At 73.3% G+C, this 24,214-nt stretch carries 21 protein-coding genes; 13 read left to right on the top strand and 8 right to left on the bottom strand.

All coding sequences use genetic code 11. The annotated features are described in order from the left end of the window. Positions 1–222: 222 nt before the first annotated feature. The 4 genes from EAD89_RS18995 to pseI all read left to right on the top strand — a co-directional run bounded on the left by EAD89_RS18995 (position 223) and on the right by pseI (position 4,302). The gene (locus tag EAD89_RS18995; RefSeq protein WP_121654310.1) at positions 223–1,548 is read left to right on the top strand and encodes a polysaccharide pyruvyl transferase family protein; all 1,326 of its coding nucleotides are present in this window, start codon (positions 223–225) and stop codon (positions 1,546–1,548) included. An 89-nt stretch (positions 1,549–1,637) separates the two neighbouring features. Then, on the top strand, positions 1,638–2,759 hold the full coding sequence (locus EAD89_RS19000) for a glycosyltransferase (RefSeq protein WP_121676675.1): 1,122 nt from the start codon (positions 1,638–1,640) through the stop codon (positions 2,757–2,759). Continuing rightward, positions 2,756–3,259, top strand: coding sequence for a GNAT family N-acetyltransferase (locus tag EAD89_RS19005; RefSeq protein ID WP_121676676.1), 504 nt, complete (start codon positions 2,756–2,758; stop codon positions 3,257–3,259). Before EAD89_RS19000 ends, EAD89_RS19005 begins: the two co-directional genes overlap by 4 nt. Further along, positions 3,256–4,302, top strand: coding sequence for a pseudaminic acid synthase (gene pseI, locus EAD89_RS19010; RefSeq protein WP_121654313.1), 1,047 nt, complete (start codon positions 3,256–3,258; stop codon positions 4,300–4,302). Before EAD89_RS19005 ends, pseI begins: the two co-directional genes overlap by 4 nt. A 64-nt stretch (positions 4,303–4,366) precedes the next feature. Here the strand turns inward: pseI and EAD89_RS19015 are convergent, their stop codons facing one another. The 5 genes from EAD89_RS19015 to EAD89_RS19035 are packed head-to-tail and all read right to left on the bottom strand — an operon-like array spanning position 4,367 to position 8,996. Next, a complete protein-coding gene (locus EAD89_RS19015) occupies positions 4,367–5,590 on the bottom strand; it encodes an acyl-CoA reductase (protein WP_121676677.1) in 1,224 nt (407 codons plus the stop codon). Further along, a complete protein-coding gene (locus EAD89_RS19020) occupies positions 5,587–6,636 on the bottom strand; it encodes an acyl-protein synthetase (RefSeq protein WP_121654315.1) in 1,050 nt (349 codons plus the stop codon). The genes EAD89_RS19015 and EAD89_RS19020 overlap by 4 nt, the downstream gene beginning before the upstream one ends. Beyond that, the gene (locus tag EAD89_RS19025) at positions 6,630–8,024 is read right to left on the bottom strand and encodes an AMP-binding protein (RefSeq protein ID WP_121676678.1); all 1,395 of its coding nucleotides are present in this window, start codon (positions 8,022–8,024) and stop codon (positions 6,630–6,632) included. The genes EAD89_RS19020 and EAD89_RS19025 overlap by 7 nt, the downstream gene beginning before the upstream one ends. Continuing rightward, the gene (locus tag EAD89_RS19030; RefSeq protein WP_233578829.1) at positions 8,021–8,773 is read right to left on the bottom strand and encodes an SDR family NAD(P)-dependent oxidoreductase; all 753 of its coding nucleotides are present in this window, start codon (positions 8,771–8,773) and stop codon (positions 8,021–8,023) included. Before EAD89_RS19030 ends, EAD89_RS19025 begins: the two co-directional genes overlap by 4 nt. After that, positions 8,751–8,996 carry an acyl carrier protein gene (locus EAD89_RS19035; protein WP_121676680.1) on the bottom strand — a complete coding sequence of 82 codons (246 nt, stop codon included), beginning with the start codon at positions 8,994–8,996 and terminating at the stop codon, positions 8,751–8,753. The genes EAD89_RS19030 and EAD89_RS19035 overlap by 23 nt, the downstream gene beginning before the upstream one ends. A 246-nt stretch (positions 8,997–9,242) precedes the next feature. On the opposite strand from EAD89_RS19035, the gene pseB reads away from it, so the two are divergent. The 6 genes from pseB to EAD89_RS19065 are packed head-to-tail and all read left to right on the top strand — an operon-like array spanning position 9,243 to position 15,867. After that, positions 9,243–10,226 (top strand): UDP-N-acetylglucosamine 4,6-dehydratase (inverting), encoded by a 984-nt coding sequence (gene pseB / locus EAD89_RS19040; RefSeq protein ID WP_121676681.1) that lies wholly within the window; start codon positions 9,243–9,245, stop codon positions 10,224–10,226. A gap of 5 nt (positions 10,227–10,231) precedes the next feature. Then, a complete protein-coding gene (locus EAD89_RS19045; RefSeq protein WP_121676709.1) occupies positions 10,232–11,383 on the top strand; it encodes a DegT/DnrJ/EryC1/StrS aminotransferase family protein in 1,152 nt (383 codons plus the stop codon). 10 nt (positions 11,384–11,393) lie between these two features. Beyond that, positions 11,394–12,236 (top strand): hypothetical protein, encoded by an 843-nt coding sequence (locus EAD89_RS19050; RefSeq protein ID WP_121676710.1) that lies wholly within the window; start codon positions 11,394–11,396, stop codon positions 12,234–12,236. After that, entirely contained in the window at positions 12,226–14,055 is a 1,830-nt protein-coding gene (locus EAD89_RS19055) for a class I SAM-dependent methyltransferase (protein WP_121676682.1), read from the top strand. The genes EAD89_RS19050 and EAD89_RS19055 overlap by 11 nt, the downstream gene beginning before the upstream one ends. Positions 14,056–14,086: 31 nt before the next feature. Beyond that, on the top strand, positions 14,087–14,818 hold the full coding sequence (locus EAD89_RS19060; protein WP_121676683.1) for an NTP transferase domain-containing protein: 732 nt from the start codon (positions 14,087–14,089) through the stop codon (positions 14,816–14,818). Continuing rightward, positions 14,815–15,867 (top strand): PseG/SpsG family protein, encoded by a 1,053-nt coding sequence (locus EAD89_RS19065; RefSeq protein WP_121676684.1) that lies wholly within the window; start codon positions 14,815–14,817, stop codon positions 15,865–15,867. Before EAD89_RS19060 ends, EAD89_RS19065 begins: the two co-directional genes overlap by 4 nt. A 53-nt stretch (positions 15,868–15,920) precedes the next feature. Here EAD89_RS19065 and EAD89_RS19070 read toward each other — a convergent pair whose 3' ends face one another. Both EAD89_RS19070 and EAD89_RS19075 read right to left on the bottom strand, forming a co-directional pair. After that, positions 15,921–16,697: a hypothetical protein gene (locus EAD89_RS19070; protein WP_121676685.1), complete on the bottom strand. Its 777-nt coding sequence runs from the start codon at positions 16,695–16,697 to the stop codon at positions 15,921–15,923. Further along, the gene (locus tag EAD89_RS19075) at positions 16,664–17,893 is read right to left on the bottom strand and encodes a hypothetical protein (RefSeq protein ID WP_121676686.1); all 1,230 of its coding nucleotides are present in this window, start codon (positions 17,891–17,893) and stop codon (positions 16,664–16,666) included. The genes EAD89_RS19070 and EAD89_RS19075 overlap by 34 nt, the downstream gene beginning before the upstream one ends. Before the next feature lie 190 nt (positions 17,894–18,083). On the opposite strand from EAD89_RS19075, the gene EAD89_RS19080 reads away from it, so the two are divergent. The 3 genes from EAD89_RS19080 (at position 18,084) to EAD89_RS19090 (ending at position 21,638) form a co-directional block, all read left to right on the top strand. Further along, complete coding sequence (locus EAD89_RS19080) at positions 18,084–18,692, top strand: alpha-ketoglutarate-dependent dioxygenase AlkB (protein ID WP_121676711.1); 609 nt, start codon at positions 18,084–18,086, stop codon at positions 18,690–18,692. 245 nt (positions 18,693–18,937) lie between these two features. Further along, positions 18,938–20,473 (top strand): glycosyltransferase family 39 protein, encoded by a 1,536-nt coding sequence (locus EAD89_RS19085; RefSeq protein WP_158610759.1) that lies wholly within the window; start codon positions 18,938–18,940, stop codon positions 20,471–20,473. Next, positions 20,415–21,638 (top strand): glycosyltransferase family 2 protein, encoded by a 1,224-nt coding sequence (locus EAD89_RS19090; protein ID WP_121676688.1) that lies wholly within the window; start codon positions 20,415–20,417, stop codon positions 21,636–21,638. The genes EAD89_RS19085 and EAD89_RS19090 overlap by 59 nt, the downstream gene beginning before the upstream one ends. A 63-nt stretch (positions 21,639–21,701) precedes the next feature. On the opposite strand, the gene EAD89_RS19095 is transcribed toward EAD89_RS19090, so the two are convergent. Next, positions 21,702–24,185: a DNA topoisomerase (ATP-hydrolyzing) subunit A gene (locus EAD89_RS19095; RefSeq protein ID WP_121676689.1), complete on the bottom strand. Its 2,484-nt coding sequence runs from the start codon at positions 24,183–24,185 to the stop codon at positions 21,702–21,704. Positions 24,186–24,214: the final 29 nt, after the last annotated feature.

The following is a 24,214-nucleotide window of genomic DNA, read 5'->3' on the forward strand; positions in this document are numbered from 1 at the left end:
CCGGCGAGCGCGTCCAACGGCGGGCCCGCGGTCCCCGCGCCGCCCCGACCGGGCACCCTACCGGCGGCGGTGGCGCCCGTCACCTCGACGAGGGTGACGCTTGGATTTGTTCCGGCTGGCTTGTGTCCTAATATTCCGGGACCCGGAGGTGACGGCGCGCCCGTCCATCCAGGCCTGGGCGGCGCTGTGCCCGGGCGCCAGCAGACGAGAGGTGGAGCCCGAATGCACCAACGGATCCTGATGCGGGCGAAGAAGGGCCCCTTCGATGTCTACTCCCCCGAGGAGGCGTTCGAAGGCAACTGGATCGGCGAGAACAACGGCAATCTGGTGTTCAGTCACGCCGCGCACAAGATCCTGCGTACCAGCACCGCCGAGATCACCTCGACCGGCTTCAGGGTCGACCCGCGCGACGTCGACCGCATCAACGAGCAGTACGACGTCTACGTCATTCCGCTGGCCAACGCGTTCCGCCGCAGTTACGCGCACCGCATCGAGGCGATGACCAAGCTGGTCGAGCGGTTGAAGATCCCGGTGGTGGTGCTGGGAGTGGGCGTACAGACCAACGTCGCGGGCGACCGGGAGTACCTGCGCCCGATCGACGATGTGGTCAGCCGGTTCGTCCGCGCGGTGCTCAACCGCTCGCACAGCATCGGCGTACGCGGCGAGATCACCGAGGGCTACCTGCGCACGTTGGGCTTCTCGGCGGTCGACGTGATCGGCTGCCCGTCGATGTTCCTGCACGGCGACACCCTCGGGGTGGAGAAGGGCAAGGCGGCGCTGGAGCCGCAGGACAAGGTCGCCCTGACCGTCTCGCCGTACGTGAAGTCGATGGGGAAGATCATCGCTTCGCACCAGCAGCGCTACCCCAACCTGCGCTACCTCCCGCAGGACCTGAAGACTCTGGGCACCCTGCTCTACGGCGACGCCCCGGAGGACCGGGGGAAGACCAGCACCATCCCGATCCACAGCTCGCACCCGCTGTTCACCGAGGACAAGGTGCGGATGTTCCTCGACCCGTGGACCTGGATGGACTACCTCGCCGGCTTCGACTTCGCCTTCGGCACCCGCATCCACGGCACCATCACCGCGCTGGTCGCCGGCACGCCCGGCTACCTGTTCGCGCATGACTCGCGCACCCTCGAACTGGCCCGCTACTTCGACATCCCGCACCGGGTGATGAAGGACGTGCCCGCCGACGTCGACGCCGCCGACCTCTACGAGGAGGCCGACTACACGGCGATGAACAACGGTCACAAGGCCCGGTACGCCACTATGCTCTCGTTCCTGGCCAAACATGATCTGGGCAACTCGTTCGCCGACGGCGACAGCGCCAGTCGCTTCGACGCGCAGGTCCGGGCCACCACCTTCCCGCCCGCCGTACGCCCGGCCGCCGCCACGTCGACGGAGGAGCTGCTGGCCCGGGTGCAGTGGCTGCGCGACCGCAACGGTGAGCTGCGGGGCGAGATCGCGACGTTGGGGGAGCAGCGGCTGCGGGCCCGGGTCAAGCGGGCCCTGCCCGAGCCGGTGCGCCGGATCCTCAAGCGTTAACCCCGTGCTGGACCGCTGTTCAGGCGGCCCACGCTCGGGCGCCACGTGAGGTTCCGAGGCCGTCCATCCGCGTCGTCAATGGTGACGAGGTGGTCTTCGAGCCGACGCACGCCCCGCTGCTGAGTATCGTCGTGCCGGTCTACGGCGTCGAGGCGTACCTGTACCAGTGCCTGGAGTCGATCCGCGCCGACATCCCGGCGGGTGAGGCGGGGGCGGTCGAGCTGATCGCCGTCGACGACGCCTCCCCCGACGGCTGCCCCGCGATGCTGCGCTCGTATGCCGTGGGTCGGGTCGGCGTGCGCGTGGTGCACCTGACCGACAACGTGGGCCTGGGGCTGGCCCGCAACGCCGGTCTCGACGTGGCCACCGGGCGGTACGTCTGGTTCGTCGACAGCGACGACTGGCTGCCGCCCGGAACGATTGCCGCGGTGCTCGACCGGCTGCGCCAGCACGAGCCGGACGTTCTGATGCTCGACCACCTCCGGGTGCACGAGGACGGCCGGCGCGAGGTCGACGCGAGCAGTCACCTGCTGCGCGGCGTGACCGGCGCGGTCGGTCTCGCCGAGCAGCCGCAGCTGCTGCGGGTGCAGCACACCGCGTGGAACAAGGTCGTCCGCCGCGCGTACCTCGACGAGCTGGAGCTGCGCTTCTACGCGGGTTGGTACGAGGACATCCCGTTCAGCCACCCGCTGCTGATCGGCGCCGAGCGGATCTCCGTGCTGGACCGGGTCTGCTACCTGTACCGCCAGGGCCGGCTCGGCGCCATCACCTCCACCCGCAGCGGCCGGCACTTCGACGCCTTCGACCAGTACGAGCGGCTGATGGAGTGGGTGGGCCGCCGCCACCCTGACGAGCGGCTCCGGGCCGAGCTGTTCCAGCTGATGGTGAACCACTACCTGGTGGTGGCGGGCAACGACGACCGGCTGCATCCGCACCTGCGGCGCGCCTTCTTCCGCCGCGTCGCCCAGCACTACCGCCGCTATCTGCCGGCCGGTGGCTACCCGATGCCGGACGGGGTCGCCGGCCTCAAGCACCGCCTGGTCGGGCGGAACGACTACCTCGCGTACGCGGCGCTGCGCCGGGCCCACCGGGTGGCCGGCCGGGTGCTGGGCGCCCGGGCCGGAACGTCGTCCGACGCGCCCGCCGAGAGCGCGCCGGCGGACGATCCGGCGCCGTCGAAGCGGCCGCGTGCGCTGGCGGGTCGCGGATGACCGCGCCGCTCCGCGCGGCCGACGACGGCGACCTGCACCGGATGCTGCGCTGGCGCAACCACCCGCAGGTGCGCGCGGTGAGCCTGACCCGGCACGAGATCAGCCTGGTGGAGCACACCGCCTGGTGGGCGCGGGTCCGCGCGGACCCCGATCGGCGGGTGCTGGTGCATCTGCACGACGGTGTCCCGTCCGGGGTGGTCACCTTCTCCGGCGTCACCTCGCCCGAGCGGGCCCTGACGTGGGGGTTCTACCTGGACATCGCCGGACTCGACGCGCGGGGCGAGCTGTTGCCGGCGTGGATGTCGTTGGAGCGGGCCGGGATCGCGTACGCCTTCGACGTCCTCGGGGCACGGACGCTCGGCGGCGAGACGCTGGCCACCAACCGGCCGGTGCTGGCCCTGCACCGGCGCTTCGGATTTCGCGTCGTCCGGCAGTACGAGCAGGACGTCGACGGTAGACCGCACCAGGTGGTGTGGACGGAAATGAGCAGAGGAACATGACAATCAAGATCGGACCGCACGCCGTCGGCGCCGGGGAGCGGCCACTCGTGGTCGCGGAGATGTCCGGCAACCACAACGGCAGCCTGGACCGGGCGCTGGCCATCGTGGACGCGGTGGCCGCGAGCGGTGCGCACGCGTTGAAGCTCCAGACGTACCGGCCGGACACCATCACCATCGACGTCGACGCGCCGGCGTTCCGGATCTCCGACGGCCACGACCTGTGGGGCGGTGAGCGTCTCTGGCAGCTCTTCGAGCGGGCCCACACGCCGTACGAGTGGCACGCGCCGATCTTCGAGCGGGCCCACCAGCACGGTCTGACCGTCTTCTCCTCCCCCTTCGACCACACCGCCGTCGAGCTGTTGGAGGAACTGGGCGCGCCGGCGTACAAGATCGCCTCTTCGGAGCTGGTGGATCTGCCGCTGATCCGGCTCGTGGCGAGCACCGGCAAGCCGATGGTCATCTCGACCGGCATGGCCACCATGGCTGAGATCGACGCCGCCGTGCGAGCGGCCCGCGAGGGTGGCGCCGGCGGCATCGTGCTGCTGGCCTGCACCGCGTCCTACCCGGCGCCGCCGCAGGACAGCAACCTGCGCCGGCTGCCCGTGCTGGCCGACGCCTTCGGTGTTCCGGTGGGGCTCTCCGACCACACGCCGGGCATCGGTGTGCCGATCGCCTCGGTGGCGCTCGGCGCCTGCCTGATCGAGAAGCACGTGACGCTGCGCCGGGCCGACGGTGGCGTCGACTCCGACTTCTCGCTGGAGCCGGACGAGCTGGCCGCGCTCACCGTCGAGTCGGAGCGGGCCTTCGCGGCACTGGGCGGCACGACGATCGGACCGACCCCGACCGAGCGGGAGGGACTGCGGTTCCGCCGGTCCCTGTTCGTGGTCGCCGACGTGCGCGCCGGCGACCCGGTCACCGCCGCCAACGTCCGCTCCATCCGGCCGGCGGGCGGGCTTCCCCCGGCCGACCTCGACCGGGTTCTCGGTCGCACCTTCGCCCGCGACGTGCCGCGCGGTACGCCACTGGCCTGGGACCTGATCTGAGCCCCGACCTACGATGGCGGGCCCGGTCCCTCAGGGACCGGGCCCGTGGTGTCGTGGCGGGCGGTCAGCCGTCGACGCTGACCAGCCGGACGAACTCGCGCAGCAGGTCGTAGCCGTCCCAGACCGGGGCGAAGTTGAGCGCCGCACCGAACGGCACGATCCGGTCGATGCCCCGGCCCCCCAGCTCCCGGGCGAACCCGACCAGCTCGGCCGGGTCGAACCCGAAGTGGGTCAGCGTCTGGTCCCGCCGGCGCAGGAACGGCACCAGCTCCGCCAGCTCCGCGATCGTGACGAAGCCGAACGTGCCGGTGCCGAGCCACTCCCGAGGCACCGCTGCCGGCGAGTCCAGCTCCAGCGCCGCCACCAGGTTGTCGGGGAAGGCCATGCGGGACACTCCCCCGTCGGCGGCCAGCCCGTACGACCCGACCCGCTTCTCCACCGCCATCGCGGCGTCCACGTCCGAGCCCCGGTTGCGGGCCGCGACGCCGAGCAACGCGACGAACTCGGCCCGGACGGCGTCCGCGCACGCGGCGTCGCCGACCAGGAACACCGCCCGGGGCGACGAGCACGCCGCCTGGTCGAACCAGTAGGCGTCGTTGGCGAACTTCGCCACCGCGTCCCGCCGTGCGACGACCGGGGCGGCCTCCCAGCCGGCGATCGACAGCACCGCGAAGGACGACCGGTCCGGGAAGGTGAGGTCGCGGGCCGCCGGAGCCAACGGATGCCGCCGGACCGTCGTCACCGCCCGGTCCCCGCCCCAGATGACCCGGACGTCGCAGTCGGCGCTGAGCCGGGCGGTCACCGCGTCGTCGTGGCCGTAGGTGACCATGCGCTGGGTCCGGGCGACGACCGGGTCCGCCTCGGCGAGGCTGTCGTTCAACACCTCGAGGATCGCGTCGGCGGCCGCCGCCGACCGGGGGGAGACGCGGACGACGTTGATGTTGCCGGCCAGCGCGGCCAACGCCCAGGAGTAGACGAAGATGGTGTCCACATTGGCTGGAGGGACGTGGAACACCACGCCCCGGGGAAACGCCAGCACCCGCTCGTCGAGGCCGGCGCGCAGCCGCTCCACCCCACGCAGCAGCTCCCGACGGCGCAGGAAGAAGCCCAGGGAGCCGAGCTCCGGGTGCCGCCGGGCCAGGGCCGGGGTCAGCAGACGGCGTGACACGGCGGTCAGAAAGTCCATGATCCGCTCGTCACCGACCGTCAGCGGCGTCTCCGGTGGCGGTGGCACCACCTCGTCCACCGGCAGCTCCGGCCCCGCCGGGAAGCGCATCCGTACCGTCATGACCGACCTCCGACGTAGGTGTCGCTGCAACCGCGGGCCTCGGCGCGGGGCAGCCGGCCCAGGACGCTGAACCGCTTCCCCGGCCAGTGGCCGTCGTCGACGCCGTGCACCACCCCGAGGTCCTCGGTGAGCAGCACGTTGCCCGGGTACGAGGTGGGCAGGGTGCTCAGCACCTCGATCACGCCCGGGGTGCCGATCGGCGCCTCCCGCCAGGTCACCGGGTCGCGGACGATGACGTCGGCGAAGTCGGGGCAGTAGAGCGAGCCACCCTCGGGCCCCTCCAGGAAGACGGTGCCGATCTGCTCGACCATCCCGTAGAAGTTGTGGATCCTGGTCAGGCCGGTGTCCGCACCGAGGCGACGCCGGAACTCGGCGTTGTCCACGGCCTGGTCGACGAGCTTCTTCCAGCCTCCGGAGTGCACCAGGATCCCCTGGGACAGGTCGAGGCCATGGTCGCGGGCCACCTCGTAGAGGTAACGCCAGACCATGAACGTGAAGCCGAAGACGAGGAACGGCGAGTCCCCGTGCCGGCCGAGGAACTCCTTGAGGGCGGCCACGTCCGGCCGGTCGTCGGCGTCGAGCAGCCAGAGGTGGTCGCGGCCGAAGTTCACCATGCCGAGCGCGCCCGCGCCGCGGGCGGAGTAGGAGCGCCGGTCGCCGACCACCCCGGAGCGGTCCACCACGATCATCGGCAGCCGCCGCGGTCCGAGGACCGTGCCGAGCGTGCGAGCCAGCATCCGGGACTGGGTGGCCGCCGCCGCCCGGTCCAGGTGGATGCGGCTGACCTCGCCGGTGGTGCCGCTGGAGGTCAGCACCCGGATCACCTCGTCGTCGGGCACGCTGGACAGCTTGCGGGTCTTGAACAACCGCACCGGCAGCCAGGGCAGGTCGGCCAGCGTCGCCGGCTCACCGTCCTGGTCGAGGGCGTCCAGGATCCGGGCGTACGGCGGGCAGTGCCGCCGGTGGTGTCCCAGCAGCTCGACCAGCTCGCCGCGCAGCCGTTCCTCCTTCTCCGGCTGGGTGCGGGTGAACACGTCGGTCAGCACTGTTCCTCCAGCGCGCGATAGTCGGGCTTGCCTGCGGGCGTCAACGGCAGCGCGTCGACACTGCGCACCTGGACGCCGGACGAGTGGGTGCCCAACGCCGCCGCGACCTCGGTGCGGATCCGGGCGATCCGGTCCGCGTCGGCCCCCTCGGCCACCACCACCAACCGGTCCACCCCGGCAATCGCGGCGAGCGGGCCGTGGTGGCCGAGCGACCGTTCCACGTCGTCGAGGTTGACCCGGACGCCGAACACCTTGGCGATCCGCTTGATCCGGCCGGTGACGAACAGGAAGCCCTCCGGGTCCAGGCGCCCCAGGTCGCCGGTGGCGAGTGTGCCGCCCAGCTCGTCCGGGCGGGCCAGGTCGGCGGCGCTCTCGGCGTAGCCCATCATCACGTTGGGTCCGCGGTAGACGATCTCGCCGGTCCGGGCCGCCTCGGTGGTCTCAGCGCCGTCGTCGGTACGGATCGACACCGTGCCGCCGGGCACCGGCAGGCCGACCGAGCCGAGCTTGGCCGGCAGCCGGTCGGGCGGCAGGACGGTCATCCGGGCGGTCGCCTCGGTCTGCCCGTACATCACGAAGAACCGGCCCCCGACCTCGGTCATCCGGCCGTGGAAGTCGGTCACCAGGTCGGGATGCAATCGGCCGCCGGCCTGGGTGAGCGTCCGCAGCCGCTCGTACCGGGCGGGCGCGAAGCGCAGCCGGCGCAGCATCTCGTACTGGTACGGCACGGCGGCGAGCGAGGTGACCCGGTGCCGGTCGACGGCGGACCAGAAGTCGCGGGAGGTGAGGCCGGAGCGTTCCAGCAGCACGGTGGCGCCGGCGTGCAGATGGCTGGTGAGCACCGAGAGCCCGTAGGTGTAGTGCAGCGGCAGGGTGGTGGGCGCCACGTCGTCGCCGTCGAGGCCCAGCGCGATGGCGATCGCCGCCGCGTTGGCCCGCACGGCCGAGCGGGACAGCCGGACCAGCTTGGGGTTGCCGGTCGAGCCCGACGTGGTGAGCAGCAGGGCCAGGTCCGGGTGCGGGGCCTGATCGGCCGGCCCGGTACGCCGCCAGGCCGGGCCCGGCCCGACCGCCGTCGCCTGGTAACCGTCCGGCGGCGTGGGGTGCGTCAGCAGCAGGGCCGGCCGGAACCGGTCGACCAGGTCCCGCAGCGTCGCCGCGGGGATCTGCGGATCGAGCAGCGCCACCGGGCGACCGGCCTGCCAGGCGGCGAGAACGGCCACCACGGCGTCGATGTCGGCGGGCACGGTGGCGAAGACGACGCCCGGGGGTTCCCGGTCGAGCGACGCCGCGAGGTCGGCGACCCGGGCGGCGAGATCCGGGCCACCCAGTTGCCGTCCGGTGCCCGCGTCCACCAGCCGGGCGTCGGCGTGCAGCAGGTCACTCACAGCGTCAACCCGCCGTCCACGCCGACCACCTGGCCGGTCACGAAGGCCGCCGCCGGCGAGAGCAGGAACGCGACCACCTCGGCGACCTCGGCCGGCTCGCCGAGCCGGCGCAGCGGGGTGGCGGCGGCGCGGGCCTGCCGGCCCGCGTCGTCCAGGTCGGCGAGCAGGTCGGTACGGATGAAGCCGGGCGCGACCGCGTTGACCCGGATGCCGGCGGGGCCGAGTTCCTTCGCTGCGGCCCGGGTCAGCCCCTCGACCGCGGCCTTGCTGGCCGCGTAGACCGTCTGGCCGGCGGCCCCGGCCGAGCCGACCAGGGAGGCGGTGAGCACCACCGCGGGGCGCTCGCCCCGGCGTAGCAGGCGAACTCCCTGCTGGAGGGTGTGCGCCGCGCCGGCGGCGTTGACCGCGAACAGCCGGGTCACGGTCTCGTCCGACACCCCGCCCAGCAGCCCCGCCGCGTGCGTGCCGGCGTTGACGACCAGGGCGTCCAGGCCGCGCCACCGCTCGAACAGGACGCGGGTCAGGGCGCGGATCTGGTCGGGGTCGGCCACGTCGCCGTGCACCGCGAGGTGCGGCCCACCGGGCAGGGTGGCGACCACCTCGTCGGCGACGCCGGGCGACTGGCCGTGCACGGCGACCACGCAGCCCTGCTCGGCGAGCCGCCGGGCCACGGCAAGACCGATGCCCCGGGTGGATCCGGTGACCAGCACCCGGCGGGCCGGCGGATCAGTCGGCGAGGAGAACGACACCGTGCTTCTCCAGGATTTGCCGAGCGCGGTCGAAGGAACTGAGATCAATAACCTCGTCGGTGTCCAACATGACGCCGAACTCATCCTCGATCGCGGCCACCAGGGACATGTGCGCGAGCGAGTCCCACTTCTCAATTCCGCGGTATTCGAGGCTGTCCACGGCGGCGTTGTCGGGCAGTTCCAACGCCGTGCGGAAGACGACTCTCAGTCGCTGCAGTTCCACTGGTCTTTCCTCCGTAACGGGTACGCACGACTGGCGTGCCGGCCGAGTGTAGCCGAGGTTCTAAGCTGCTCCATCGGGCCCCGAATGAGCGAAAAGTGTTTGCCTGCAAGGCATTCCGCATTCACTTCCCACGTGGCATCAGTTCACCGGGGTGCGCCGGGCTGTTAACCCGCCGGGTCTAGCGTCTCGATCCGGTCGGTCAGCCGAAGGCCACCGCGGAAACAACCACGACCATGGGAGCACCAATTGAGCGAGTTGAATGGGTCTTCCATTCTCATCACCGGGGGAACGGGTTCCTTCGGCAGGACCTTCCTCCGGCACGTCCTCGCCGAGGCCGACCCGGCCCGGGTCGTGGTGTTCTCCCGCGACGAGCTCAAGCAGTACGAGCTGCGCCAGCAGCTCGGTGACGACCTCCGGCTGCGCTGGTTCATCGGCGACATCCGGGACCGGCACCGGCTGACCCGGGCGATGCACGGGGTGGACCACGTCGTGCACGCCGCGGCCCTGAAGCAGGTGGACACCGCGGAGTACAACCCGTCGGAGTACATCGCCACCAACATCACCGGCTCCCAGCACGTCGTCGACGCGGCGATCGAGGCCGGCGTCAAGAAGGTCATCGCGCTGTCGACCGACAAGGCGTCCAGCCCGATCAACCTGTACGGCGCGACGAAGCTGGTCGGCGACAAACTCTTCGTCTCGGCCAACCACTACGCCGCCCACCACCCGACCCGGTTCGCCGTGGTGCGCTACGGCAACGTCGTGGGCAGCCGGGGCTCGGTGGTCCCGCTGTTCCGCCGGCTCGCCGCCGAGGGCAAGAGCCTGCCGGTCACCGACAAGCGGATGACCCGCTTCTGGATCACGCTGGACCAGGCCGTCCAGTTCGTCATGGACTCGTTCGACCGGATGCAGGGCGGCGAGCTGTACGTGCCCCGGATCCCCAGCATGCGGATCCTCGACCTGGTCGAGGCGGTCGCCCCGGACGCCACCACGCACGAGATCGGCATCCGCCCCGGCGAGAAGCTGCACGAGGAGATGATCGCGCCGGACGACAGCCGCCGGACGGTGCGCACCGCGGACCGGTACATCGTCCAGCCGACCATCGCCGGCTGGGGCTACCAGCCGCCGGTCGACTGCGAGCCGGTGTCGGACGGCTTCGCGTACCAGTCGGACACCAACGACGAGTGGCTCAGCGTCGAGCAGTTGCGCGACATGCTCGGCCTCACCAAGTGATGGCGATGCTCCCCTACGGCCGGCACTCGGTCAGCGAGGACGACGTCGCCGCCGTCGCCGAGGTGCTGCGCGGTGACTGGCTCACCACCGGCCCGCAGGTCGACGGGTTCGAGGCGGACCTGGCGAAGGTGACCGGTGGCGCCGGCTGCGCGGCGGTCTCCAACGGCACCGCCGCGCTGCACGTGGCGTACGCGGCGGCCGGCGTCGGCCCGGGCGACGAGGTGGTCGTACCGCCGATGACCTTCGTGGCCACCGCGAGCAGCGCCGCGCTGCTCGGCGCGAAGATCGTCTTCGCGGACGTCGAGGAGGAGACCTTCACCCTCGACCCGGCCGCGGCGGCCGCCGCGACGACGTCGCGCACCAGGGTCGTCTCGGCTGTGGACTACGCCGGCCACCCGGCCGACTACGACGCGCTGCGGACCGCCCTGAGCGGCTCGGACGCGGTGCTGCTGGCCGACGCCGCGCACTCCGTCGGGGCCACCTACCGGGGCCGGTCGGTCGGCTCGCTCGCCGACGTGACCACCTTCTCGTTCTTCCCGACCAAGCACCTCACCACCGGAGAGGGTGGCGCGGTCGCCAGCACCGACGCGGAGCTGCTCAAGCGGGCCCGCCGGTTCCGCAACATCGGCCTGGTACGCGAGCGCGACGAGCAGCGCTGGCCGGACGAGGGCGGCTGGCACCAGGAGGTGCACGAGTTCGGGCTGAACTACCGCCTGCCGGACGTGCTCTGCGCCCTCGGTCGCAGCCAGCTGCGCCAGCTCGACGGCTTCCTCGCCCGGCGGGCCGAGCTGGTCGCCCGCTACAACGAGGCGCTGGCCGACCTGGACGGGGTGCGGCTGCCGGTGCGGCGGTCGTGGGCCGAACCGGCCTGGCACCTCTACCCGATCCGGGTGCTCGACGGTCGCCGCCGCGAGGTGTACGACGCGATGCGCGCCGCCGCCATCGGCGTGCAGGTCAACTACATCCCCGTGCACTGGCACCCGGTCTTCGCCGACCTCGGCTACCGGCGCGGATCCTGCCCGGTCGCCGAGTCGTTCTACCGTCAGCAACTCTCGCTGCCGCTCTACCCGACGATGAGCGACGCCGACCAGGACCGCGTCATCGACGCGCTCGGTGCGGCGCTGCGGGGCCGCCCGGCTCGGCCGGTCGCCGCCTGATGGGACGCTGATGCACCACGCCAACCACTTCTACGGCCACGCCCACGTGCTGGCCCGCTACGCCGGGCTGGGCGACGGCCACCCGCCGCGGATCAACGGGTACGTCCAGCACGGCTGGAACATCGGCGACGGGCTGGCCCCCGGCCACCCGTACGCCGAGGGCACGCCCAGCCTGCTCTGGTCGGAGCAGACCCGGCGGCGGGCCTGGTCGGTCGGCCGGCGCAACGTCGTCGTCATCGGCGCGCCGTTCGCGTACCTGCTGGCCCTGCGTCCCGAGGACCCGCCGGAGTCGGAGCGGCAGGGCACCATCTGGTATCCGTTCCACGGCTGGGAGGGTCAGCACGTCCGCGGCGACCACCGGGAGCTCATCGCCCGGATCCGCGACACCGAGCCGGGCCCGGTGACCGTCTGCCTCTACTGGCACGAGTACGGCATGCGGCGGGTGCGGCGGCTCTACGAGAACGCCGGCTTCCGCGTGATCTGCCACGGCTACCGCGGGCACTGGTGGAAGGACACCGACCCGCTCTTCCTCGACAAGCAGCTCACCGAGCTGCGCCGGCACCGCCGGGTGGCGTCGAACCGGCTGACCAGCGCGATCTTCTACGGCATCGCCGCCGGCTGTGAACCGGCGGTGTACGGCGACCCGATGGTGCTCGCGGACGAGGATCCGACCTTCGGCGGGACCGCCCGGATCCGCCGCCAGTGGCCGGAGCTGCACGGCGAGTCGGTGGACCTGCCGACCGCCGTCGCGATCGCCCGCGCCGAACTGGGCACCGACCACCGCTGCACGCCGGCCGAGCTGCGCGAGCTGCTCGGGTGGGCGAACCTCCAGGAGGAACGAGTTGACCACTGAGACGGCACCCACCGACCGGATCGTGCTGCCGGGCGGGGAGATGCTGGCCTGGTCCGACCTGCCGGAGCAGCGCCCCGCCGACGGTGTGACCCTGGCCGCGCTGGCGGCGCGGATCGTGCCGGCCGGCGCCCGGGTTCTCCTGGCCGGGCCGCACGATCCGGCGGTGCTCGACCGACTCGCGCACGCCGAGGTGACCTGTCTGCTGCGCAGCTACCCGGACGGGGTGGCGCTGGCCGCGCGTACCGCCCGGGTGGTGGTGGGCGGGCCGGCCGGACTGCCGGAGGACGAGCGGTTCGACGTGGTCATCGCCGGCGCCGGCCTCGACCCGGTGGAGTCGGTGGAGGGCGCCCGGCTGGGCTGGGGCGGCGTGCTGGGCCGGCTGGCCGACGCGTTGGCCCCCGGCGGCACCCTGCTGCTGCGGGTGGACAACCCGCTCGGGCTGCACCGGCTGGTCGACACCGCCCCCTGGTACGCCCGACGCGACGACGCCGCCTGGACCATCGGCGGGGTCCTGGACTCCGACCACCCCGCGAACCGGGAGCAGGTGCGCGCCCGGCTGATCGACGCCGGGCTGCGGCCGGGCGTCTGCTTCGCCGCCTACCCCAACGCGGAGGCGCCGACCACGCTGCTCGACGCCGACCAGCTCGACCGGCGGACCACCGCCGGGTTCTTCGACGCGGTCCTGCACGACGCCTGCATCGAGGGCTTCGCCGCAGCGCCGGTGCTCCAGGACCCCGCCCGGCTGGCCGTGGAGGCACTGCACGCCGGGCACGGCGCCGCGCTGGCCCCGAGCTGGCTGGTGCTGGCCCGCAGGGCCCCGGCACCCGGCGCCGCCCCGGCCCTCGGGTCGCCGGACGACCTTCCGGTGGCGCTGCTCCAGACCGGACCGCCCGGCTCCGACGTGGTGGAGGTGGTCGACGGGCCGGACGGCTGGCGGTGGCGGGCCACCCCCGGCGCCGACCGCACCGGCACGGCCGCCGCGCCGTTCGCCAGCCGGAAGGCGGCGTACCGGGACCCGTCCGCGCTGATCGGGCAACCGGTGCCCGACGGGCGACTGCTGCGCACCCTGCTGATCGACGGCGCCCTGCGGCGCGACCTGGACACGCTGCGGACGCTGCTGCGCGGGTACGCGGAGTGGCTCGCGGGGCAGGCCGGTGACGACGGCCGGATCGCCGGCGCCGCGGCGCTGGCCGGCGCCGACAACGTGGTGGTCTCCGGCGGCCGGTACGCCGTGCTCGATCCCAGTTGGCGGGCCACCGAGCCGCTCCACCGCGACGTGGTGCTCGCCCGGGGTCTGTGGCGGTTCGCCGCCGCGCTGCTCACCGGCGGGTACGCCCACCCCTGGTCCTCCACGCTGGACGTCGCGGGACTGACCGTGGTGCTGAGCGGCCTCGCCGGGCACGACCTCGACCGGGCGACGGTGTCGGCCGCGGTGGAGGCGGAGGCGGCGGTCACCGCCGCGCTCCGGGGGCTGGACGCCGACGGGCGGGTCACCCTCGTCGGCGAGCTGCGGTCGATCGAGCCGACCGACCCGCCGGCCGGGCCCCGCGACTACCAGCAGATGCGCGAGGCGTGGCTGCGCCAGCGTGAAGAGCTGACCCGGATGTCCGCGGCGCTGAAGTGGACCGAGGACCTGCTCACCTCGCGGGAGCGGGCGCTGCGCCGGGCCGACGCGACCATCAACCTGCTCAGCGGATCGCTGAGCTACCGGGTCGGACGGCTGGCCCTCACCCCGGCCCGGCTGGCCCGGCGTGGGGCCCGCGCGGCCAAGCGGCGGGCCCGCAAGGCGCTGGCGCCGAAGCAGCAGGAGCAGCAGTGAGCGGCCGTGGTGGGACCGGACGGAGGCATCGGTGACGCGGATCGTCGGGATCGTGCAGGCCCGGATGGGCTCGTCCCGGTTGCCGGGCAAGGTGCTGCGACCGCTCGCCGGCCGCAGTGTGCTGGGCCGGGTGGTCCGGGCCGCCCGGGACAGCGGGGTGCTCGCCGACCTGGTGGTGGCGACCAGCACGGACACGGTCGACGACGCGGTGGCCGCCGAGTGCGACCGGCTCGATGTGCCGTGCCACCGCGGCCCGGTCGACGACGTGCTGAGCCGGTTCATCGGCGCGCTGGACGCGCACCCCGGTGACGCAGTCATGCGGTTCACCGCCGACTGCCCGCTGCTCGACCCGGAGATCATCACTCTGGTGGCCTCGGTCTACCGGGCGGTCCCCGGGCTGGACTACGCGAGCACGTCGATCGCGCGCACACTGCCGCGCGGGCTGGACGTCGAGATCATCCGAGCGGACGCGCTGCGGACGCTGGACCGGCTCGCCACCGAGCACCACCGGGTGCACGTCACCTCGTACGCGTACACCCACCCGGAGCTGTTCCGGGTGCTCGGGGTGACGCTCACGCCGGACCGGTCCGGACTCCGGCTCACCCTCGACACCGAGCAGGACTGGACGCTGGTACGCGCGGTGGCCGACCATTTCGGCGACGTCAGCGTGCCGCTGGCCAAGCTCGCCGACTGGCTCGACGGGCAGCCGACGCTGCGCGCGCTCAACGCCGGCGTACGGCAGAAGCCGCTGGAGGAGTCCTGAGCACGTTACGCGTCGGGTTGCGCTGCGACGCCGGGCCGCGGCGCGGCGTCGGCCACCTGGTCCGCTCGCTGGCGTTGGGCGAGGAGTTCCTGGCCCGCGGCAGCCGCGTCGAGATGTTCGGCGCCGTCGAGGGGGTGGGCTGGGCCGCCGCACAGCTCGCGGCGCGGGGCATCCCGCTGCACCCGGGTCCGCCGACCGTCGCCGAGCTGGTCGAGACGGCCCGCCGGCACCAGCTCGACGTCATGGTGGTCGACTCCTACGAGCTCGAACCGGCCGCGGCGGGCGCGCTGCGCGCGGCGGGCGTGCTGACCCTCGCGGTGGTCGACGGCGACACCCGGGGTCAGGACGCCGACCTGTACCTGGACCAGAACTTCGGCACGGAGATCGCCGCGCCGGCGCAGCGGCTGCTCGCCGGCGTCCGGTACGCGCTGCTGCGGGACTCGGTGGTGGCGGCCCGGCCGCCGGCACCGCGGACCGCGACGCCGGTGAGCCGGCCCCGGGTGCTGGCCTTCTTCGGTGGCACCGACGCGGTCGGCGCCGCACCCGTGCTCGCCAGGGTGCTGCTGTCCACCGGACACCCGATGGACCTCACCGTCGTGGTGGGCCGGCCCGAGGTGGAGGCGGAGCTGGCGGCCGTGACGACCGGGCGGGGGCAGTCGCTGCGCCCGGTGCCGCCCACCGACGAGCTGCCGGCCCTGATCGGGGCGGCGGACCTGGTGGTCAGCGCCGCCGGCACCTCCACCTGGGAGCTGTGCTGCCTCGGTGCGCCCGCCGCGCTGGTCTGCGTGGTGGACAACCAGCGTGAGTCGTACCGCCGGGTGGTCGAGCACGGGCTGGTCGCCGGCCTCGGCGAGCTGCCGGAGCTGGCCGCCGGCGGGCTGGCCGGGCGGGCCGCGCGGGCGGCCGCCGCGCGGACCCTGACCGGGTTGCTCGCCTCCCCGGCCCGCCGTGCGGCCCTCTCCGCCCGGGCGTGGTCCACGGTGGACGGGCTGGGCCGGCGGCGGGTGGCCGACGCCGTGCTGGAGGCCCGCGCCGCCGCTCCGGCCTGACCCGCACCGGCCGACCCGCACCGGCCGACCCGCACCGGCCGACCCGCACCGGGTCAGCGCAGCAGTTCGAGGGTCACCCGGGAGCGCAGCTCCGGACGCTCGGCGAGCAGCCGCTCGACCACCGCGGCGGCCTCCGGCCCGGTGGCCAGGAAACGGATCGGCCGCCGCTCCCGCTCGACCACCGCCGCGGCGCGGGCCGGCTCGGCCAGCGGCAGGTTGTAGAACGCCGGCGCGGACGCGCCGTGGGTGCCCTGCAACGTGGCGAGGAAGAGCGTCTCCAGGTAGCCCTCGCGCCGGTGGTCGCTGACCACGACGGTCACCTGGCCGTCGCGTACCGGCGCCTGGGCCAGTGCGCGGGCCGTCACGTCGGCCTGCCGGGGCCGCTCCAGCAGCCCCGACCACCAGGCGGCCGACCAGGTGGTGCTGCGCGGGCCGAACGGCTGGGCGAAGATCCCACCCCCGCGCGGCAGACCGGCGATCCCCGCCGTCGCGGCCACCAGGCAGAGCGCGACGAGCACCCGGGCGAGGACGACCGGGGCGGAGCAGGACCGACGGGCCGCCGCGGCGCGCGCCGGCAGCGGCCGCAGCAGCAGCACCGCCCCCGCGCCGATGAGCAGGACGACCAGCAGCAGGTGCAGGGTCTTGCCGTAGTAGTAACGCGGGTCGAGGCCGAGCACCCGGAAGTAGACGAGGAACCCGACGGCGAAGGCCAGCGCCGCGGCCAGCGCGCCGGCGTACCGGCGCCACACCGGCAACCGCAGCCCGCCGGCGAACAACCCGGTGCCGATCACCGCGGTCAGCGCCAGGTAGGCGTCGTAGCGCGGAAACACCCCGCCACCGGTGGCGACGTTGTCGACCTGGTCGGTGAAGAGGAGGCCGGCCAGCTGGGCAGCGGGGTGAGCACGGCGGTGACCACCGCGACCGTGGCGAGCAGCCAGGGTCGCCGGCGCACCGCCCGCCGGTGCCGGACCAGCCAGGCCAGCACCAGCACGCCGACCACCGGCAGGAACATCAGGTACGCGAAGCCCACCCCGACGCAGAGCGCCCCGAGCAGGCAGAGCTGGGTGCCGGTGCGGGCCACCGGCCGGCAGACCAGCGCGATGAGGATCGCGGTGAGCGCCAGGCCGAGGCTCTCGCCCGGGTAGCCGTAGACCACGAACCGGGTGAGCTCGGAGCCGAGGGCGAGCGCGGTGACCACGCCGGCCAGGACGAACGCGCGGACCGGGTCCAGCAGCCGTCCGGCGATCCGGCCGGCGGCCCAGACCACGGCCAGCACCAGCAGCGCGTACGCGGAGATCGCCCAACCCAGGTAGTGGTCGAGGGTGCTCGCCGGTCCGCCGGCCGCGGTCGACGAGCGCAGGAAGGTGTCCAGCAGCGCGGCCGTGACGTGGAAGCCCTGCGGGTAGTAGACCATCGCCTCCGGTGCGATCCGGGCCGCGGCGTCGGGATCGGCGAACAGGTAGCCGCCCACCGCCCGGATTCCCTCGACGGCCGCCAGGTGCCGGCTGTTGTCCTCGCCGATGATGGCGTACGCCAGCCGGCCGGTCAGACCGTCGGCGCGCAGGTAGGGCCACGCCAGCGCCAGCCCGGACAGCACCGCGGCGGCCACCGGCGCCAGGTCGGCCGGGACCGGCCGGGGAAGGCGCGGCCGGCGGCCGGTGAGCAGGCCGAGCCCGAGCAGCGCGGTCAGCGCCGAGCCGGCGACCGGCACCGGGTGCAGGCCCCACGGCCAGAACGAGAAGAGCAGCGCCGCGGCGCAGACCGCGCCGGCCAGCAACGCCACGGCCAGCACCAGCCGGTCGAGCAGGGTACGCCCGACGCGCAGCAACCCGGCCGTCAGCAGCAGCACCAGCGGCGGCAGCAGCCCGGCGAGCCCGAGGGCGTACGCCAGCACCGGGACGACCCACGCGGCGACGAGGCCCGCCGCGACCAGAAGCGCCCGCCGGCCGGCCACAACCGGTGGCGGCTCCACCGGCGGAGCCGTCGATCGGGGCGCCACCGACAGGTTGGTGGAGCTGCTCTGCACTGGTCGTCTCCTCGCGCACCGCCCGCCCGGGCCGGGCGGAGCCGCCTCACGCTAGGGCCGCGCCGACGATGTCCGGCGACACCGACATGTGCGGCAGGTGACCAGCGGGCGAAAAGACGCCCCGGTCGTACACCTGTACCAACACGGCGGGTAGGGTGAGGGTGTGTCCGGGCCCGCCTACCAGCCGTCGATGCTGGATCTCGCCGCCGCGGAGCCGACGCTCGGCCCGCTGGCCGGGCGACTACGCCGGCGACAACTCTCCCGGGGCGCCTGGGTGGACCACCTGCCCGGCTGGGTCGCCGGCTCGGACGCGGTCTTCGACACCCTGCTGCACGACGTGCCCTGGCGGGGCGAACGGCGGACGATGTACGACTCCGAGGTCGAGGTGCCCCGCCTGCTCTCCTGGTACGGGCCGGACCGGCCGCTGCCACACCCGCTGCTGACCGAGGCCCGCACGGCGCTCACCCGGCACTACACCCCCGAGCTGGGCGAGCCGTTCGTCACCGCCGGCATGTGCCTCTACCGCTCGGGGCGGGACAGCGTCGCCTGGCACGGCGACACCCATGGCCGCTCCGCGCACACCGACACGATGGTCGCCATCGTCTCCTTCGGCGCACCGCGGCCGCTGCTGCTGCGCCCGCGCGGCGGGGGCGCGAGCCTGCGGTTCCCACTCGGGCACGGCGACCTGGTGGTGATGGGCGGCTCCTGCCAGCGCACCTGGGAGCACGCGATCCCGAAGACCGCCCGGCCCGTCGGCCCCCGGGTCAGCGTCCAGTTCCGGCCCGCCGGCGTCGCCTGAGGCGCGCTGCGCCGGCGCACGAGGGGCAGGCCGAACGGGTCGGCGAGTTCGTCCGCGCGACCGCTCCGCCCGGCCGTTCGGCCCGGGGCCCCCAGGGTCGGGGCCGTTTCAGTCCTTTCGGACAAGTGAACGGCAGTTTGCGGCATTGACACGCTGCTGTCGGCGCCCGCGCCGACCCCACACGATGAATGGTCACCGTGTTAGCTTGGCGGCCAATCACTCTCCGCAGTTTCCTGGAGCGCTCCGTGCCCGTTGGACGCCTGATCGCCCGATCGGCCCGCACCACTCGTACCCTCGCCGACCTGCTACGTCGCCACGTCGGGCTCACCATTGTGGTCACCGCGGGCCTAGCACTGCGGATCGTGACGATGGCCGCCTATCAGCCCGCGCTGTGGTTCCAGGGCGACTCCGGCACGTACGTGCGGCTGTCCCGAGCCTGGCCGGCCATGCCACCCCGATGGCCGTTCGCGTGGCTGCTCAAGGCGTTCGAGTGGACCGGCACCTTCGCCTCGCTGGTGGCGGTGCAGCACCTCGCGGGCGTCGCCCTCGCCGTCGCGACGTACCTGGTGCTGCGCCGGATCGGCGTCGGCCCGTGGGTGGCCACCCTCGCGGTGACGCCGGTCCTGCTCGACGCCACCCAGTTCACACTGGAGCAGTACCTGCTCACCGAGACGCTCTTCACCACCGCACTCGCGGTCGCGGCGCTGCTGCTGGTCCGGCGCGAACGGCCCGGCATGGTGGCGAGCCTGGTCGCGGGCGTCTCCGTCGCGCTGGGCATGGCGACCCGCCCCACCGGTGTGGTCGCCATCGGCGCGCTGGTGCTGTTCCTGCTGCTGCCGTGGCGGGGTTGGCGGGCGCCGACCGCGTTCCTGCTCGGCATCGTCGCCCTCTTCGGCGCCGCCTTCGTCGGCGTCGGCACGGTCCAGGGCGCGCTCGGCCTCGAGGGCGGCCGGTTCCTCTATGGACGCACCGCGCACTTCGCCGACTGCGACCGGCTGGAGCTGCGCCCTGGCCTGCGCAAACTCTGCCCGGTGCAGCCGCTGGACCAGCGGCCCGACCGCCCGGACTGGTACATCTGGAACATCGAGAGCCCGATCCTCGACGCCGAACGACCCGAGGACCTCGACGAGTTCGCCCACGAGGTGATCAAGCAGCAGCCGGGTGACTATCTGGCCGCCATCGCGTCGGACACCGCGCGCTACTTCTGGCCGACCCGGCTCAAGCCGATGGAGGAGTGCCTGGCCAACTGGTGGCGACCGCAGCTCGCGCCGACCAACTGGGCGGCCGACTTCAACTGCGTGCCGCGCACCGCCCGCCCCGGCTACGAGCCGCTTCCGGCGCCCTCCCGCGACGTGGAGGCGAACGCGGCGAGCCGGTTCCTGCACGAGTACGGCCGGTACGGCGTCACCCCGGCGCCGGTCATGGCCGCCATGGTCCTGATCGCGCTGGCCGGCGCGCTGTGGCCGCGCCGGGGCCGGCTGCGACTCAGCATGATCGCTCTCCTGTACGCCGGCATCGGCGTCGGGATCATGGTCTTCTCGGTCGCCACCTCCATGTTCGACCACCGCTACGGCCTGCCCGCGCTCGCGTTCCTCCCGATCGCCGCCGCCGTCGGCTGGCAGCGGCTGCGATCGACACCAGTCTCGACGGACCGGCACACGCCGGCCGACGGCGAGCCGGAACGGCTCGCACCCACCATCTCGTCCGAAAGCAACGGGGATCATGACGAACGAACGGGAGATCGAGGTCACGGTGCTGCTGCCGTGCCTCAACGAGGCTGAGACGCTGGAAATCTGCGTCCGCAAGGCACTGCGCTCGCTCGAGGAGTGCGGGGTCGTCGGGGAGGTGCTGGTCTCCGACAACGGTTCCACCGACGGCTCACAGGACATCGCCCAGCGGGCCGGCGCCCGCGTGGTGTCCGCTCCGATCCGCGGCTACGGCGGCGCCCTGCTCAACGGCATCGAGCAGGCCCGCGGCCGGTACATCATCATGGCCGACGCGGACGACTCGTACGCGTTGTCGGACCTCGGGCCGTTCATCGAGGCGCTTCGAGCCGGGCACGACGTGGTCATGGGCAACCGGTTCCGGGGTGGCATCGCGGCCGGCGCCATGCCACCGCTGCACCGGTACCTGGGCAACCCGGTGCTCAGCTGGCTCGGCCGGGCGCTGTTCGGCCTGCGCGAGGTCCGGGACTTCCACTGCGGCATGCGCGGCTTCGACACCGAGCGGATCCGGGCGCTCGGGCTCTGCATGCCGGGCATGGAGTTCGCCTCCGAGCTGGTGGTACGCGCCGCGCTGGCCGGCTACGACATCGTCGAGGTGCCGACCACCCTGTCGCCGGACGGGCGGTCCCGTCCGCCGCACCTGCGCACCTGGCGGGACGGCTGGCGGCACCTGCGGTTCCTGCTGGTGTTCGCCCCGCGCAAGACCCTGGTCCGGCCGGGCACGTCGCTCGCCCTGCTCGGGCTGGTCGGCGTCGGCGCGCTCACCCCGGGCCCGCTGTCGCTGGGCTCAGTCCGGCTCGACGTCAGCACCCTGGTGTACGCGTGCCTGATGGTGCTCGTCGGCGTGCAGCTCGTGCTCTTCGGCGGACTGGCCGAAATCTACGGCCGGCAGGAGCGGCTGGTCCCCCAGCGCGCGACGGACCGCTGGATCCGCCTGCTGCGGCTGGAGACCAGCGTCACCATCGGTCTGCTGCTGCTCGCCGCCGGCACGGCGGGCACCGTCGGCGCCGTCTCATACTGGGGGCTGGACGGCTTCGGCGACCTCAACCCGCACGACACGCTGCGGGTGGTGCTGCCGTCGGCCACCGCGATCGCGCTCGGCGTGGTGGTGCTCTTCTCCGGACTGGTCGGCAGTCTCCTCACGCTCCGCCCGGCCCACCTGACGCCGACGATCGTCCGGCAGCCCGGCCCGGAGCGCGAGCGGGTGCCCAGCGGCACATGATCCCGTCGAGGTGGCGGGACGGGGAACACGATCCCCGTCCCGCCACCCCGGACCGGGATCGGGTCAGTCGCGTTCGACCAGGTGGCCGACCACCGTCGGGCCGAGCATCACGGCGAAGCCGGAACCGTCGCGGCGCGGATCCGCCGCGGGCAGCTCGACCGGTTCGCCGGTGCCGGTGGCGCCCACCGGCCGCGGCCCCACCCAGGCGACCGCCACGTCCGTCTCGTCCTTGAGGAAGCGGTGCGCGCGCACACCGCCGGTCGCCCGCCCCTTCGCCGGGTACGCCTTGAACGGCGTCACCTTCACCGTCGCCCCGGTGGAGGTGACCACCATCGGCTCACCGTGCCCCGGATCGTCGGTGGCGACCGCGCCGAAGAAGACCACCCGGGCTCCGGCGGGCAGGTTGATGCCGGCCATGCCGCCGCCCTTGAGGCCCTGCGGGCGGACCAGCCCGGCGGCGAAGCGCAGCAGCGACGCCTCCGAGGTGACGAAGGTCAGCGTCTCGGCCCCGCTGGTCAGCCAGGTCGCCCCGACCACCTCGTCGCCGTCCCGCAGGCCGATCACCTCGAACTCGTCGGAGCGCACCGGCCACTCCGGCGCGCAGACCTTCACCACGCCCTGCCGGGTGCCGAGCGCCAGCCCCGGCGAGCCGTCCGCCGGCCCGCCGAGCGGGGCCAGGCCGACCACCGTCTCCCCCGCCTCCAGCGGCACCAGCTCGGCGGCGGACATGCCGCCCCGCAACGACACCGTGCCAGCCTGCTCGGGCAGCACCGGCAACGGCAGCACGTCGATCTTGAAGGCCCGACCGGCGCTGGTCACCAGCAACACCCGCCCACGGGCGGTGGAGTGCACGATCGCGCGTACCGTGTCGTGCTTGACCCGACCGTTGCGGCGACGCCCCTCGGCGCTCTCCTCCGACTCGGCGGCGGTCCGGGCGACCAGCCCGGTCGCGGAGAGGATCACCTGACACGGGTCGTCCGCGACCTCGAGCGGCCCGGCCGGCGCGGACGCGGCCAGCACCTCCTTGAGGTCGCCGTCGACCAGCGTGGTACGCCGCTCGGTGCCGAACTGCTTGACCACGGCGGCCAGCTCGTCGGAGACCAGCTTCTTGAGCACCCTGTCGTCGTCGAGGATGGTGGACAGCTCGGCGATCTCGGCGCGCAGCCGCTCCTGCTCGGCCTCCAGCTCGATCCGGTCGTACTTCGTCAGGCGGCGCAGCGGAGTGTCCAGGATGTACGTGGCCTGGATGTCGGACAGGCCGAACTGGCTCATCAGGCCGTCCTTGGCGGCCTGCGCGTCGTCGCTGCCCCGGATCAGCCGGACCACCCGGTCGATGTCCAGCAGCGCGATCAGCAGACCGTCGACCAGGTGCAGCCGCTCCTGACGCTTGCGGCGGCGGTACGAGCTGCGCCGGGTCACCACCTCGTACCGGTGGGCCAGGAACACCTCCAGCAGCGCCTTCAGCCCGAGCGTGCGCGGCTGCCCGTCCACCAGGACCAGGTTGTTGACGCCGAACGACTGCTCCAGCGGGGTGAGCCGGTAGAGGTCGGCGAGCAACGCCTGCGGGTTGACCCCCACCTTGCACTCGATGACCAGTCGGGTGCCGCTCTCCCGGTCCGTGAGGTCCTTGACGTCGGCGATGCCGGTCAGCCGCTTGGTCTTGGTGACCTCGTTGGTGATCGCCGCGATGACCTTCTCCGCGCCGATGCCGTACGGCAGCTCGACCACGGTGATGCCCTGGCGGCCCCGGCTGCCCTCGATCGGGCCGATCTCCACCTTGCCGCGCATCCGCACCACGCCGCGCCCGGTCTCGTACGCCCGGCGCACCTCGTCCAGGCCGAGCAGCACGCCGCCGGTGGGCAGGTCGGGGCCGGGGACGAACTCCATGAGCTTGTCCAGAGTGGCGTCCGGGTGGTTGATCAGCCAGCGGGCGGCGGAGACCACCTCCGCCAGGTTGTGCGGGATCATGTTGGTCGCCATCCCGACCGCGATCCCGGACGCGCCGTTGACCAGCAGGTTGGGGAAGGCGGCCGGCAGCACGGTCGGCTGGGTCAGCGAGCCGTCGTAGTTGGGCTCGACGTCGACGGTGTCCTCGCCCAGCTCACCGACGAGCAGCATCGCCTCCCGCGACATCCGCGCCTCGGTGTAACGCGCGGCTGCCGGGCCGTCGTCGGGGGAGCCGAAGTTGCCGTGCCCGTCTATCAGCGGGACGTTGAGCGAGAAGTCCTGCGCGAGGCGGACCATCGCGTCGTAGATCGCCGTGTCGCCGTGCGGGTGGTACTTGCCCATCACGTCGCCGACCACCCGGGCGGACTTCACGTGCCCGCGGTCCGGGCGGTAGCCCTGCTCGTACATGGACCAGAGGATGCGCCGGTGCACCGGCTTGAGGCCGTCGCGGGCGTCGGGCAGGGCGCGGGAGTGGATGACCGAGAACGCGTACTCCAGATAGGAGTCGGAAACCTCGGTGACCAGCGGGTTGTCGAAGACCCGCGCGCCGGCCTGGTCGAACGAGGAGAGATCGACCTTGTTTTCCTTGCGGCGTGCCATGACTCAGCTTTCCCCTCGGACGGTACGCG

Source organism: Micromonospora sp. BL4 (assembly GCF_003667505.1).
Taxonomy (GTDB): Bacteria; Actinomycetota; Actinomycetes; order Mycobacteriales; family Micromonosporaceae; genus Micromonospora.